We start from the raw sequence: 12503 nt of genomic DNA, 5'->3' as shown, positions 1-12503 counted from the left end.
CGCGCCGCATCACGGGGATTGCCCGGACCTCGGGCCCCGGATTCGCACGATCGGGTGAACGGGGCCCGGTTCAGCAGGCACTTCCGGCAACAGGCGCTTCAGACGAAGCCACTTCAGGCGACAGGCGCCTCAGGCGAGCGGATTGCCCATGCCCTCTTCGGGCGTGACCTGGCCCGAGCGGATCACTTCGATCCGCCCCATGACCTTGGCCCGCAGATCGGTGGGCACGTCGTCATGACCGCAGCACCGCTTCACCAGCTTCTTCACGGCCTGCTCGAGGCCGTACTTCTCCAGGCACGGGGAGCACTCCTCGAAGTGCACCTCGAACTTGGTGCAGTCACTGTCCGGCATCTCGTGGTCGAGGAACTCGTAGAGATGGTCCAGGACTTCACTGCAGTCCGTCTCGTGCGGCTCTCCGCAGCTCATGAGCCCGAGCCTTTCGCTTCGTTCGCCTGACCGGCACCGGCCGGGACGAGCCCGCGATCACGGGCGTAGTCCTCCAGCATGCCGCGCAGCTGGCGACGGCCACGGTGCAGCCGGGACATCACCGTACCGATGGGTGTTCCCATGATGTCCGCGATCTCCTTGTACGCAAAGCCCTCTACGTCCGCGAGATAGACCGCGATGCGGAATTCCTCGGGGATCGCCTGGAGCGCCCGCTTCACGTCCGAGTCGGGCAGGTGGTCGAGCGCCTGCGACTCGGCGGAGCGCAGACCGGTCGACATGTGCGACTCGGCCCGGGCCAGCTGCCAGTCCTCGATCTCCTCGGCGGCACTGCGCTGGGGCTCGCGCTGCTTCTTGCGGTACGAGTTGATGAAAGTGTTCGTAAGGATCCGGTACAGCCACGCCTTGAGGTTCGTGCCCTCACGGAACTGGTGGAACGAGGCGTACGCCTTCGCATACGTCTCCTGCACCAGGTCCTCGGCGTCGGCCGGGTTGCGCGTCATGCGCAGGGCCGCCGAATACATCTGGTCGAGAAATTCCAGCGCGTCCCGCTCGAAGCGCGCGTTGCGCTCAGCGGTGCTCTCCCCGTTCCCGGGAGTCTCGGGGCGCTCCTCCGCGTGGCCGTGCTCGGTCCCTGCGTCGGTCCCTGTGACCGGACCCACCTCCTCAAGCGATGTCACGGAGCCAAAGGAGACCCCGCTCGAATCGGAGGATAGACGACGATCCGGTCCGCCCGCCGCCCGAACAGGAGCGGTCTTGGCCGCGCTCAGCACGCTCCACTCCAGGTCAGGAGCGGTGGCACGGCTGGGGCAAGCGACTGAACCCATGCGGCGGACTTCCTCTCGTACGAACTCTGTGCACCGACAGTCCGCACAACAGTCGTCCCGGCCTCAACATTCCCGGCTGCTAGACGAGTGATCCGGTCCACTTCGTGACCGCGTCGGTGATCACGGAGAGGGCCTCGTCCTGGGTGATGTCCGCGCGCTTCGGGACGGCGAAGCCATGGTCCCCGTAGGGGACTTCGGTGAGTTCGTACGCGCCGGACTCCGGGAATTCGGCGGGCTTGCCGAAGGGGTCGTTGCCGCCCTGTACGACGAGGGTGGGCACGCCCGCGCCGAGGAGTTCCTCGGCACGGGACTTCTCCGGCTTGCCCGGCGGGTGCAGCGGAAAGCTGAGCGCGAGCACGGCGGCGGCGCCGAGTTCCCCCGCGGTACGGCAGGCGACGCGGGCGCCGGCGCTCCTGCCTCCGGCGATCACCGGGAGTCCGGGCTTCTCCAATGCGGGCCAGATGCCCCGCCACCCCTTGTCGAGCGTCTTCGGGGCGGGCGCGAGCTTCTTCCCCGCGACGCGCCAGGGCTGCTCCACGAGAGCGACGCTCACTCCGTGGGCGGGGAGGGCCGCGGCGAGGGCCACGAGGTCGCGTGCCTCGATACCGCCACCGGCGCCATGACTGACGGCCAGCACCAGCTTCGGGGTCTTGGCGGAGTGCCAGGTGATACGGGCGTCGCCGGTTTCGGTGGGGATGATTTCGCTACGTGTCACGTGGCCATTTAAGCCCCGCTCTGGGACGAGAGCCCGCGGGGTCCGGGGCAGAGCCCCGAGTCGTCCATCACGGCCGACCGCGTCAGAAGAGCGTGCCCTCCTCCGGCCCCTCCAGCTCCCGCACAAGCTCCGCGCCGTTGTTGCGCACATTGCTCACCGCCGTGGACACGGGATATGCCCGCATCAGCCCCTCCGGAGGAGGGGCGAGGAGCGACCGAAGGTCATCGACGTCCGTACGGGCCGGGTCCAGCCAGTCGTCCCACCGGTCCGGTGTCAGCATCAGCGGCATCCGGGGGTGGATATCGGCGAGGGACCCCGGCCCCTCCTTCGGCGCGACGCCGAGCGGCGCGGTCTCCGCCTCCGTGGTGATCACGGAGCACGTCACCCACCAGGCCAGCGGGTGCTCGTCCGGGAGCGTGCGGTCGTGCCAGAACTCGTAGAGCCCGGCCATCGCGAAGACCGAGCCGTCCGCGGGCGTCACGAAGTACGGCTGCTTGCGCGGCCGCTTCTTCTTGCCCTCGACCTCCAGGTCGCGCTCGGCCGGCGCGGTCACCCACTCGTAATAGCCGTCCGCGGGCAGGATGCAGCGCCGCGTGGTGAAGGCCCGGCGGAACGAGGGCTTCTCGTGCACGGTCTCGGCCCGCGCGTTGATCATGCGGGCGCCGCCCTCCGGCGTCTTGGACCAGGACGGCACGAGCCCCCACTTGAGCTTGCGCAGCTGGCGAACCGGACGACCCGTGGCGGAGGAACTGTGAGAGGCGGCCTCGGCGTCCTTCACCGGGCGGTCGAGAACCGCGTAGACCTCCTTGGTGGGAGCCACATTGAAATCGGCCTCATAGGCCTCCTCCGGCTCCCACTTCTCGATCTCAAAGATTCCTGCGAGATCCTCGGGCCTGCGACTCGATGCATAACGTCCGCACATACGTGCCACAGTGCCAGATGCCGACCCGCCACCGAACCCGAACGGGAGCAGCCGAAACACATGGACGCCAGCCTCTGGGACCGGATCTTCGGGACCCAGTCCGACCCCGACCAGTGGGTGACGATCGCCACGGCCGTCGTCGCGCTCGCCGCGATCGTCCCGCACGGCATCTGGCGGCTGTCCCGTAACGCCATCACGATCGCCCACGAGGGCGGCCACGGCCTGATCGCCCTGCTGATGGGCCGCCGCCTCGACGGCATCCGGCTGCACGGCGACACCAGCGGCCTCACCGTGAGCCGCGGCAAACCGACCGGCCTCGGCATGATCCTGACCGCGGCCGCCGGGTACACGGCCCCGCCGCTGCTCGGTCTCGGCGGCGCGGCGCTGCTCTCCGAGGGACACATCACACTGCTGCTGTGGCTGGCCACGGCGCTGCTCGTGGCGATGCTCGTGATGATCAGGAACGCGTACGGGGTGCTGACCGTCGTCGTCGCCGGCGGCGCCTTCGTCCTCGTCTCCTGGCTCGCGGGGCCGCAGGTCCAGGCGGCCTTCGCGTACACCGTGGTCTGGTTCCTGCTCCTCGGTGGCGTGCGCCCCGCCTTCGAGCTGCAGCGCAAGCGCCACAGGGGAGGCGCGGGCGACTCCGACGCCGACCAGCTCTCGCGCCTCACGCACGTCCCCGCGGGAATGTGGCTGTTTTTCTTCCACGCCGTCTCACTGTGCTCACTGCTCGGCGGTGGCCGCTGGCTGCTGGGGCTGTGAGCAGGTGCCTTCCCGGGGGCCGACTAGAGTTGGGGCATGACCACGAACCCGGCCCACACCGCCCTCTGGCCCGCCCCTCTCGCGAGCGGAGCCGTCGACGCGACTGTTCAGGTGCCGGGGTCCAAATCCGTCACCAACCGGGCGCTCGTGCTCGCCGCGCTCGCCGCGGAGCCGGGCTGGCTGCGCCGCCCGCTGCGCTCCCGCGACACGCTGCTGATGGCGGCCGCGCTGCGCGAGATGGGTGTGGGCATCGAGGAAGGCGTGGGGCCCGACGGGTCCGGTGAGGCGTGGCGCGTCATCCCGTCCGGCCTTCAGGGGCCCGCCACGGTCGACGTCGGCAACGCGGGGACCGTGATGCGCTTCCTGCCGCCGGTCGCCTCGCTCGCCGACGGTCCGATCCGGTTCGACGGCGACCCCCGTTCGTACGAGCGTCCGCTGCACGGCGTGATCGACGCGCTGCGCGCGCTCGGCGCCCGGATCGACGACGAGGGCCGCGGCGCGCTGCCGCTGACGGTGCACGGCGGGGGCGCCCTGGAGGGCGGCCCGGTGGAGATCGACGCCTCGTCGTCGTCCCAGTTCGTTTCGGCCCTGCTGCTGTCGGGCCCGCGCTTCAACCAGGGAGTCGAGGTCCGGCACACGGGCTCGGCCCTCCCCTCCATGCCGCACATCCGCATGACGGTCGACATGCTGCGCGCGGTCGGCGCCCAGGTCGACACCCCGGAGTCGGGCGGCGAGCCGAACGTGTGGCGGGTCACGCCCGGCGCCCTGCTCGGCCGGGACATCACCATCGAGCCGGACCTGTCGAACGCCCAGCCGTTCCTGGCCGCGGCCCTGATCACCGGCGGCAAGGTGACGATCCCCGACTGGCCCGAGCACACCACGCAGCCCGGCGACGCGCTGCGCGACATCTTCACGCAGATGGGCGGCGGCTGTGAACTGACCGAGCGCGGGCTCGAGTTCACCGGGTCGGGGTCGATCCACGGCATCGACGTCGACCTGAGCGAGGTCGGCGAGCTGACCCCCGGCATCGCCGCGGTGGCCGCCCTGGCCGACTCCCCGTCCACCCTGCGCGGCGTCGCCCATCTGCGCCTGCACGAGACGGACCGCCTTGCCGCGCTCACCAAGGAGATCAACGAGCTGGGCGGTGATGTGACGGAGACCGCCGACGGTCTGCACATCCGCCCGCGCAAGCTGCACGGCGGGATCTTCCACACGTACGACGACCACCGCATGGCCACCGCGGGCGCGATCATCGGCCTCGCGGTCAAGGACGTACAGATCGAGAACGTGGCGACCACCGCGAAGACGCTGCCGGACTTCCCCGACATGTGGGCCGCGATGCTCGGGACCGACCGGGCCTAGGGGCACACCGCGATGCGCCGCTACGGCAAGCACACCGACGAGGACGACATCCGGCAGCGCCCGAACCGCAAGGGCAACCGGCCGCGGAGCAACATCCGCCCCAAGCACGAGGACGCGGCCGAGGGCATGGTCCTCACGGTCGACCGCGGCCGGCTCACCGTCCTCATCGACGACGTCCCCGTGACCGCGATGAAGGCCCGCGAGCTGGGCCGCAAGGCGGCGGTCGTGGGCGACCGGGTCTCCGTCGTCGGCGATCTGTCCGGCAAGAAGGACACCCTCGCGCGCATCGTCCGCATCGGGGGCCGCAGCTCCCTGCTGCGCCGCACGGCGGACGACGACGACCCGTACGAGCGGGTGGTCGTCGCCAATGCCGACCAGCTCGCCATTGTCACCGCGCTCGCCGACCCCGAGCCGCGCCCGCGCATGATCGACCGCTGCCTGGTGGCGGCGTTCGACGGCGGCCTCACCCCGCTCCTCGTCCTGACGAAGTCGGACCTGGCGCCGCCGGACAAGATGCTCGAGCTGTACGGGGCGCTCGACATCCCGTACGTCGTCACCAGCCGTACCGAGCTGGAGGACGGCTCGGCCGTGGAGCGGGTGCGCGAGCAGCTCGACGGGAAGATCACGGCGTTCGTCGGCCACTCCGGCGTCGGAAAGACGACGCTGGTCAACGCCCTGGTGCCGGACGATCAGCGGCGTACGACGGGGCATGTCAACGCGGTGACCGGGCGCGGCAGGCACACGACGACATCGGCGCTCGCGCTGCCGTTGTCGGGGGACGCGGGCTGGGTGATCGACACGCCCGGCGTGCGGTCGTTCGGGCTGCACCACGTGGACCCGTCGCGCGTCATCAACGCCTTCCCCGACCTGGTGCCGGGCACGGAGAACTGCCCGCGCGCGTGCAGCCACGACGAACCCGACTGCGCGCTGGACGCCTACGTGGAGGAGGGGCACGCGGATCCGGCCCGGCTGTACTCGCTGCGCCGCCTCCTCGCGACACGGGAGCGCCGGGACGGCGACTGAACTCGCGCTTGTTTGCTGCCGCGCCACACAGGTAAGGGCATAATCGCACCAAGCCGGACGCAAGATCACAGACATTCAGAGATCAGTGGAACGCGGGAGGCACAAGGACATGGCGTGGCTGCTGGTCGTCGTCGCGGGGATCCTGGAGACCGGATTCGCCGTCTGCCTGAAGCTCTCCCACGGCTTCACCCGGCTGTGGCCGACGGTCGCGTTCGCCGCGTTCGCCCTCGGCAGCTTCGGACTCCTCACGCTCTCCCTGAAGAAGCTCGACGTGGGTCCTGCCTACGCGGTGTGGACGGGCATCGGCGCGGCCGGCACGGCGATCTACGGCATGGTCTTCCTCGGGGACATGGTCTCGGTCCTCAAGATCGTCTCCATCAGCCTGGTGATCGCGGGCGTGATCGGCCTGCAGCTGTCGGGCTCGGCGCACTGACGCGTCCGCTCTACCGGCCCACCGAGCGTCCGTTCCACCGGCACCCTGAGCGTCCGCGCTACCGGCGCACGACCTCGCGCACCATCCGCGCGACCCCGCCCTCTCCCGGCGGCGCCATCACGCAAGACAGCGCCAGCCGCACCGCCACCTCGCAGTCCCGCGCCAGCGCCTCAACCTCGCTCTTCGCCACCCCCGGCACACCGAGCGCGGCCACACTCCGGTCCCGCACCGCGACCACGAAGTCGCCGGGCGCCGGCAGCGGCCCGTCCGCTCTGCGCTGGGCCGGCACGGACGAGGAGGACGGCACGGCGGACAGTGTCGGCGCGGGCAGGCGCTCGCTCCAGCACCCGGTGAGCGCGGCCCGCACCAGCGGATTGCGCCGCGCACTGGCGACGGTCCACTCGGCCACGCCGTCGAGCCCGCCCTCCTTCAACGCCCGGTCCACGCCCGCGAGATAGGCGTCTGCCTCTCGGCGCACGAGGGCGCGAGCGAGCCCTTCCTTGCTGCCGAACTCGTTGTAGAGGGTCTGCCGGGAGACCCCAGCGACCGCTGCCACGTCGACCATCCGCACCCCGCCCCACGGCCGTCGCCCGAGCGCCGTATAGGCCGCTTCCAGTAGGGATTCCCGCGCTGCAGGCATCGTCGCCTCCCCGGTTCGCCGGGTTTCGTCAGGCCTGTGTGGCCAGAGTTGACGCGCTCGTACGCGGTGTCAATCCCCCGCGTCGAGCGCACAGGGCCCGGCGTCGGATCGGTCCCTGTAGCAGTCGGCGTACCACGATCGATACTGTTCACTCATGCCCGACTACCAAGATGATCTGCGGCTCGCCCACGTCCTCGCGGACGTCGCCGATGCCGCGACGATGGACCGGTTCAAGGCTCTCGACCTGAAGGTGGAGACCAAACCGGACATGACTCCGGTGAGCGAGGCGGACAAGGCTGCCGAGGAGTTGATCCGCGGCAACCTTCAACGGGCACGGCCGCGTGACGCGATCCTGGGCGAGGAGTACGGGATCCAGGGCACGGGCCCGCGCCGCTGGGTCATCGACCCGATCGACGGGACCAAGAACTACGTGCGCGGCGTCCCGGTCTGGGCGACGCTGATCTCCCTGATGGAGGCCGGCGAGGGCGGCTACCAGCCGGTCGTCGGCGTCGTCTCCGCCCCCGCACTGCAGCGCCGTTGGTGGGCGGCGAAGGGAGCGGGCGCGTACACGGGCCGCAGCCTCACCTCCGCGTCGCGCATCCACGTCTCCAAGGTGGGCCGCCTGGAGGACGCCTCGTTCGCGTACTCCTCGCTGACCGGCTGGGAGGAGCAGGGCAGGCTCGACGGGTTCCTCGATCTGACGCGGGCCGTGTGGCGCACGCGCGGCTACGGGGACTTCTGGCCGTACATGATGGTCGCCGAGGGATCGATCGAGATGTGCGCCGAACCGGAGCTCTCCCTCTGGGACATGGCGGCGCCGTCGATCGTCGTCTCCGAGGCGGGCGGCAGCTACACCGGGCTCGACGGACGCCCCGGCCCGCACAGTGGCAACGCGGCGGCCTCGAACGGCCTGCTCCACGACCAACTGCTGAGCTATCTGCGCGCTTCGGTGTGAGTGCGGGTTGAACTCCTCACGCCCCTGAACTCACCTCTCGCGCCCCCTTGTTGGCACTCCCTTTACCTGCAACTCTGAGAGTCCCCCCACTTGTGAACTTGTGAACCGGTTCTCGTTCCTTACGGGCCCGGTGCCACAAGTACCTCACACAGGAAGGTGGCTCCATCCATGCTCGTCCGTGACGCCATGAGCACGATGGTCCTCACCATCGGCCCCAACCACACCCTGCGCCAGGCGGCCCGGCTGATGTCCGCGCGGCACGTCGGCGCCGCCGTCGTCCTCGACCCGGACGGCATCGGCGTCGGCATCCTGACCGAGCGCGACATCCTCAACGCCCTGGGCCAGAACCAGGATCCGGACCTGGAGACCGCGGGCACCCACACCACCACGGACGTCGTCTTTGCCGCCCCGTCGTGGACCGTGGAGGAGGCCGCCGCCGCCATGGCGCACGGCGGCTTCCGGCATCTCATCGTGCTCGACGGGCAGGAGCCGGTCGGCATCGTCTCGGTCCGCGACATCATCCGCCGCTGGGCCCCGGCCCGACGACAGCCCGCCCCGCTCCCGGCGTAGACACGACGCCTGGGCACGACGTCCGGACACGACGCTGCTCGGACACGACAAAGAGGGCCGGTTCCCCGAAGGGAGCCGGCCCTCTTTGCTCAACGGTTCTCGATCAGCGCAGGTCGAACCGGTCCAGGTCCATGACCTTGCTCCACGCCGCGGCGAAGTCCTTCACGAACTTCTCCTTGGCGTCGTCGCTCGCGTACACCTCGGCGAGCGCGCGCAGCTCGGAGTTGGAGCCGAAGACCAGGTCGGCGCGGGTACCGGTCCACTTGACCGCGCCACCGACGCGGCCCTCGAACTCGTCCTGCGCCTCGGACGTGGACTTCCACTCCGTGCCGATGTCGGTCACGTTGACGAAGAAGTCGTTCGTCAGCGTGCCGGGGCGGTCGGTGAAGACGCCGTGCTTCGACTTGCCCGTGTTGGCGCCGAGGACACGCAGACCGCCGACGAGGACGGTCATTTCGGGCGCGCTCAGGGTGAGCAGGTTCGCCTTGTCGGTGAGCAGGAACTCCGCCGGGAGGCGGTTGGCCTTGCCCACGTAGTTGCGGAAGCCGTCGGCCTTCGGCTCCAGCGCGGAGAACGACTCGATGTCGGTCTTCTCCTGCGAGGCGTCGACACGGCCCGGCGTGAACGGCACCTCGACCTCGACGCCGCCGTCCTTGGCGGCCTGCTCGACGGCCGCGGAGCCCGCGAGCACGATCAGGTCGGCCAGGGAGACCTTCTTGCCGCCGCCGGCGTTGAAGGACTGCTGGATGCCCTCGAGCGTACGCAGCACCTGCGCGAGGTTCTCCGGGTCGTTGACCTCCCAGCCGCGCTGCGGCTCGAGGCGGACGCGGGCACCGTTGGCGCCGCCGCGCTTGTCGCCGCCGCGGAAGGAGGAGGCCGAGGCCCAGGCCGCGGACACCAGCTGCGGGACCGTGAGGTCCGAGCCGAGGATCTGCTGCTTCAGCGTGGCGATGTCGGCGGCGTCGATGACCGCGCCCTCGCGCTCCGGCAGCGGGTCCTGCCACAGCAGCTCCTCGGAGGGAACCTCCGGGCCGAGGTAGCGGACGGCCGGGCCCAGGTCACGGTGCGTCAGCTTGTACCAGGCGCGGGCGAAGGCGTCCGCGAACTCCTCGGGGTTCTCGTAGAAGCGCCGCGAGATCGGCTCGTAGATCGGGTCGAACCTCAGCGAGAGGTCGGTCGTCAGCATCGTCGGCAGACGCTTCTGCGACGCGTCCTCGGGGTCCGGGATGGTCGCCTCGGCGTCCTTCGCCACCCACTGGTTGGCGCCGGCCGGGGACTGCGTGAGCTCCCACTCGTACCCGAAGAGGTTCTTGAAGAACTCGTTGGACCACTTGGTCGGGGTGGAGGTCCAGGTCACCTCGAGGCCGGAGGTGATGGAGTCACGGCCCTTGCCGGAGCCGTGCCCGGACTTCCAGCCGAGGCCCATCTGCTCCATCGGGGCGCCCTCGGGCTCGGCCTCGACGAGGTCCGCGTCCCCCGCACCGTGGGTCTTGCCGAAGGTGTGGCCACCGGCGATGAGGGCGACGGTCTCCTCGTCGTTCATCGCCATGCGGCGGAACGTCTCGCGGATGTCGCGGGCCGCGGCGATCGGGTCCGGGTTCCCGTTGGGACCCTCGGGGTTGACGTAGATGAGGCCCATCTGGACGGCGCCGAGCGGGTCCTCGAGATCGCGGTCGCCGGTGTAGCGCTGGTCGTCCAGCCAGATCTGCTCAGGACCCCAGTAGACGTCCTCGTCGGGCTCCCACACGTCGGGGCGGCCGCCGGCGAAGCCGAAGGTCTTGAAGCCCATGGTCTCCAGGGCGACATTGCCGGTGAGGATCAAGAGGTCGGCCCAGGAGATGCTCTGGCCGTACTTCTTCTTCACCGGCCACAGCAGACGGCGGGCCTTGTCGAGGTTGCCGTTGTCCGGCCAGCTGTTGAGCGGCGCGAAGCGCTGCTGCCCGGCACCGGCGCCACCGCGGCCGTCGCTGATGCGGTACGTACCGGCGGAGTGCCACGCCATGCGGATCATCAGCGGGCCGTAATTGCCGAAGTCGGCCGGCCACCAGTCCTGGGAAGTGGTGAGCACCTCGGCGATGTCCCGCTTCACGGCGGGCAGGTCGAGGGTCTTGAAAGCCTCGGCGTAGTCGAACTCCTCACCAAGAGGGTTCGCCACGGCCGGGTTCTTCGCAAGGATCTTCAGATTGAGCTGCTCCGGCCACCACTGACGGTTGCTGCCGCCCTGCGTCGGGTGCGCGGCCCGGCCGTGCGCGACCGGACAACCGCCCGCCTCCTCCGTCTTCGGGTCCGTGACCGGCGGTGCTTCTTGCTTCTCGGACATTGGGTGCCCTTCCCGAGTCGTCCTGTCGCTTGGCTATAGCCGAGCTTGATCCTACAATGGACAATGTCTAAGTCAAGGAAAGCTCCAAAGTCACATCCGTTCGGGGCCAAGGTCCCCTGACTGTTAGGCTGGTCCTTATGAGTGACCTGTTGGAACGGCTGCGCGGACGCGGCTGGCGGATGACCGCGCAGCGACGCGTCGTGGCCGAGGTCCTCGACGGGGACCACGTACACCTCACCGCTGACGAGGTGCATGCGCGCGCGACGGCGAGGCTGCCGGAGATCTCACGGGCCACCGTTTACAACACGCTGGGCGAGATGGTCTCGCTCGGTGAGGTGATCGAGGTCGCGACGGACAAGCGCGCCAAGCGCTACGACCCGAACGCGCACCGCCCGCACCAGCACCTGGTCTGCGACGTGTGCGGCCAGATCCGCGACGTGCACCCGACGGGCAATCCGCTGACGGCCCTGCCGTCCGACGAGCGCTTCGGCTTCACGATCTCGGACGTCGAGGTCACCTACCGGGGACTGTGCCCGAACTGCGCCGCGAAGGCGTAGCTCCTCACCCGGAACCCTCAACTCCGAAAGGCCCGCACCTCACGGTGCGGGCCTTTTGCCGTGCGGCCACAGGTCGCCGGGCCCCACTGTGCATGCGTCAACCACGCACCCCTTCCGCAATCTGACGGGTCGTCATATTCTCGCGGTCGCCCACGAGAATCCGCCGCACCCCGGAGGGCCCATGCATCCCAAGCTCCAAGCCCGCGCACTCACCAGGACTTTCGGCACCACGCACGCCCTCGGACCGCTCGACCTGACGGTCACTCCCGGCGAGTTCGTCTGCGTGGTCGGCCCCTCGGGCTGCGGAAAGTCCACCCTGCTCCGGATAGCCGCGGGCCTCACCCGCCCCTCCGGCGGCACCCTGGAGATCCGTACGACGAGCCCTCGTCCGGCGGCCATGATCTTCCAGGACTACGGGATCTACGACTGGAAAACCGTCCTGGCCAACGTCCGCTTCGGCCTCGACATCCAGAAGACCCCGCGCAAGGAGGCGAACGCCCGCGCCCGCGACTGGCTCGCCCGGATGGGCCTCGCCGACTTCGCCGACGCCTACCCGTCCGCCCTCTCCGGCGGCATGCGCCAGCGCGTCGCGATCGCGCGGGCGCTGGCGGTGGAGCCGGAGATCCTCCTCATGGACGAGCCCTTCGCGGCCCTCGACGCCCAGCTCCGCACGATCCTCCAGGACGAGCTGCTGGCACTCACGCAGACGACGCGGACCACCACGCTCTTCATCACGCACAGCCTGGAGGAGGCGATCGTCCTCGGCGACCGGGTCCTGGTGATGTCGGCCCGCCCCGGCCGCGTGATCGCCGAGCGCAGGCCGCCGTTCGAGCGCCCGCGCACCGGAGACATCCGCGACACCCCCGAATTCACCTCCCTGAAGGGCGAGTTGTGGGATCTGCTGCGCGGCGAGGTGCACCAGGAGGCGGTCCCGGCATGACCGCCCTCCCGTCACCCACCACCGCCCTTTCAA

Annotated in this window: 14 protein-coding genes; 8 read left to right on the top strand and 6 right to left on the bottom strand. The window is 70.0% G+C overall.

The features are described 5' to 3' along the window. Positions 1 to 129 precede the first annotated feature (129 nt). From rsrA to OG746_RS10900, 4 genes are all read right to left on the bottom strand, one after another. A complete protein-coding gene (gene rsrA / locus OG746_RS10915) occupies positions 130 to 426 on the bottom strand; it encodes a mycothiol system anti-sigma-R factor (RefSeq protein WP_266713907.1) in 297 nt (98 codons plus the stop codon). Continuing rightward, entirely contained in the window at positions 423 to 1106 is a 684-nt protein-coding gene (sigR, locus tag OG746_RS10910; RefSeq protein WP_266718852.1) for an RNA polymerase sigma factor SigR, read from the bottom strand. Before sigR ends, rsrA begins: the two co-directional genes overlap by 4 nt. 244 nt (positions 1107 to 1350) lie before the next feature. After that, entirely contained in the window at positions 1351 to 1986 is a 636-nt protein-coding gene (locus OG746_RS10905; protein ID WP_266713905.1) for an alpha/beta hydrolase family protein, read from the bottom strand. Between the two features lie 82 nt (positions 1987 to 2068). After that, on the bottom strand, positions 2069 to 2908 hold the full coding sequence (locus OG746_RS10900) for an SOS response-associated peptidase (RefSeq protein ID WP_266713903.1): 840 nt from the start codon (positions 2906 to 2908) through the stop codon (positions 2069 to 2071). Between the two features lie 60 nt (positions 2909 to 2968). Between OG746_RS10900 and OG746_RS10895 the strand changes: the two genes are divergently transcribed. The 4 genes from OG746_RS10895 to OG746_RS10880 all read left to right on the top strand — a co-directional run bounded on the left by OG746_RS10895 (position 2969) and on the right by OG746_RS10880 (position 6488). Continuing rightward, on the top strand, positions 2969 to 3670 hold the full coding sequence (locus OG746_RS10895; RefSeq protein WP_266713901.1) for a M50 family metallopeptidase: 702 nt from the start codon (positions 2969 to 2971) through the stop codon (positions 3668 to 3670). Between the two features lie 36 nt (positions 3671 to 3706). Next, positions 3707 to 5032, top strand: coding sequence for a 3-phosphoshikimate 1-carboxyvinyltransferase (gene aroA / locus OG746_RS10890; protein WP_266713899.1), 1326 nt, complete (start codon positions 3707 to 3709; stop codon positions 5030 to 5032). A gap of 12 nt (positions 5033 to 5044) precedes the next feature. Continuing rightward, a complete protein-coding gene (rsgA, locus tag OG746_RS10885) occupies positions 5045 to 6055 on the top strand; it encodes a ribosome small subunit-dependent GTPase A (protein ID WP_266713897.1) in 1011 nt (336 codons plus the stop codon). A gap of 109 nt (positions 6056 to 6164) precedes the next feature. After that, the gene (locus OG746_RS10880; protein WP_266713896.1) at positions 6165 to 6488 is read left to right on the top strand and encodes a DMT family transporter; all 324 of its coding nucleotides are present in this window, start codon (positions 6165 to 6167) and stop codon (positions 6486 to 6488) included. Between the two features lie 58 nt (positions 6489 to 6546). Here OG746_RS10880 and OG746_RS10875 read toward each other — a convergent pair whose 3' ends face one another. After that, positions 6547 to 7128 carry a TetR/AcrR family transcriptional regulator gene (locus OG746_RS10875; RefSeq protein ID WP_266713894.1) on the bottom strand — a complete coding sequence of 194 codons (582 nt, stop codon included), beginning with the start codon at positions 7126 to 7128 and terminating at the stop codon, positions 6547 to 6549. A gap of 154 nt (positions 7129 to 7282) precedes the next feature. On the opposite strand from OG746_RS10875, the gene hisN reads away from it, so the two are divergent. Both hisN and OG746_RS10865 read left to right on the top strand, forming a co-directional pair. Further along, the gene (gene hisN / locus OG746_RS10870; RefSeq protein WP_266713892.1) at positions 7283 to 8083 is read left to right on the top strand and encodes a histidinol-phosphatase; all 801 of its coding nucleotides are present in this window, start codon (positions 7283 to 7285) and stop codon (positions 8081 to 8083) included. A gap of 168 nt (positions 8084 to 8251) precedes the next feature. Further along, positions 8252 to 8653 carry a CBS domain-containing protein gene (locus tag OG746_RS10865; RefSeq protein WP_266713890.1) on the top strand — a complete coding sequence of 134 codons (402 nt, stop codon included), beginning with the start codon at positions 8252 to 8254 and terminating at the stop codon, positions 8651 to 8653. Between the two features lie 103 nt (positions 8654 to 8756). Here the strand turns inward: OG746_RS10865 and katG are convergent, their stop codons facing one another. Next, on the bottom strand, positions 8757 to 10973 hold the full coding sequence (gene katG, locus OG746_RS10860) for a catalase/peroxidase HPI (protein ID WP_266713888.1): 2217 nt from the start codon (positions 10971 to 10973) through the stop codon (positions 8757 to 8759). A gap of 137 nt (positions 10974 to 11110) precedes the next feature. On the opposite strand from katG, the gene OG746_RS10855 reads away from it, so the two are divergent. Then, on the top strand, positions 11111 to 11530 hold the full coding sequence (locus OG746_RS10855; RefSeq protein ID WP_266713886.1) for a Fur family transcriptional regulator: 420 nt from the start codon (positions 11111 to 11113) through the stop codon (positions 11528 to 11530). Between the two features lie 181 nt (positions 11531 to 11711). Then, positions 11712 to 12470 (top strand): ABC transporter ATP-binding protein, encoded by a 759-nt coding sequence (locus tag OG746_RS10850; RefSeq protein WP_266713884.1) that lies wholly within the window; start codon positions 11712 to 11714, stop codon positions 12468 to 12470. The last annotated feature ends 33 nt before the right edge of the window (positions 12471 to 12503 follow it).

It is taken from the genome of Streptomyces sp. NBC_01016 (assembly GCF_026341035.1).
In the GTDB taxonomy this organism is placed as follows: Bacteria; Actinomycetota; Actinomycetes; order Streptomycetales; family Streptomycetaceae; genus Streptomyces.
Note: the sequence above shows the minus strand (reverse complement) of the source record. Positions and strands in the feature narration are given on the sequence as shown.

Bases quoted from the DNA above. Each gene is read 5' to 3' on its own strand.
- OG746_RS10895 (WP_266713901.1), top strand. From the start codon at position 2,969: ATGGACGCCAGCCTCTGGGACCGGATCTTCGGGACCCAGTCCGACCCC.
- aroA (WP_266713899.1), top strand. From the start codon at position 3,707: ATGACCACGAACCCGGCCCACACCGCCCTCTGGCCCGCCCCTCTCGCG.
- rsgA (WP_266713897.1), top strand. From the start codon at position 5,045: ATGCGCCGCTACGGCAAGCACACCGACGAGGACGACATCCGGCAGCGC.
- OG746_RS10865 (WP_266713890.1), top strand. From the start codon at position 8,252: ATGCTCGTCCGTGACGCCATGAGCACGATGGTCCTCACCATCGGCCCC.
- katG (WP_266713888.1), bottom strand. From the start codon at position 10,973: ATGTCCGAGAAGCAAGAAGCACCGCCGGTCACGGACCCGAAGACGGAG.
- OG746_RS10850 (WP_266713884.1), top strand. From the start codon at position 11,712: ATGCATCCCAAGCTCCAAGCCCGCGCACTCACCAGGACTTTCGGCACC.
- OG746_RS10875 (WP_266713894.1), bottom strand. From the start codon at position 7,128: ATGCCTGCAGCGCGGGAATCCCTACTGGAAGCGGCCTATACGGCGCTC.
- OG746_RS10900 (WP_266713903.1), bottom strand. From the start codon at position 2,908: ATGTGCGGACGTTATGCATCGAGTCGCAGGCCCGAGGATCTCGCAGGA.
- rsrA (WP_266713907.1), bottom strand. From the start codon at position 426: ATGAGCTGCGGAGAGCCGCACGAGACGGACTGCAGTGAAGTCCTGGAC.
- hisN (WP_266713892.1), top strand. From the start codon at position 7,283: ATGCCCGACTACCAAGATGATCTGCGGCTCGCCCACGTCCTCGCGGAC.
- OG746_RS10855 (WP_266713886.1), top strand. From the start codon at position 11,111: ATGAGTGACCTGTTGGAACGGCTGCGCGGACGCGGCTGGCGGATGACC.
- OG746_RS10880 (WP_266713896.1), top strand. From the start codon at position 6,165: ATGGCGTGGCTGCTGGTCGTCGTCGCGGGGATCCTGGAGACCGGATTC.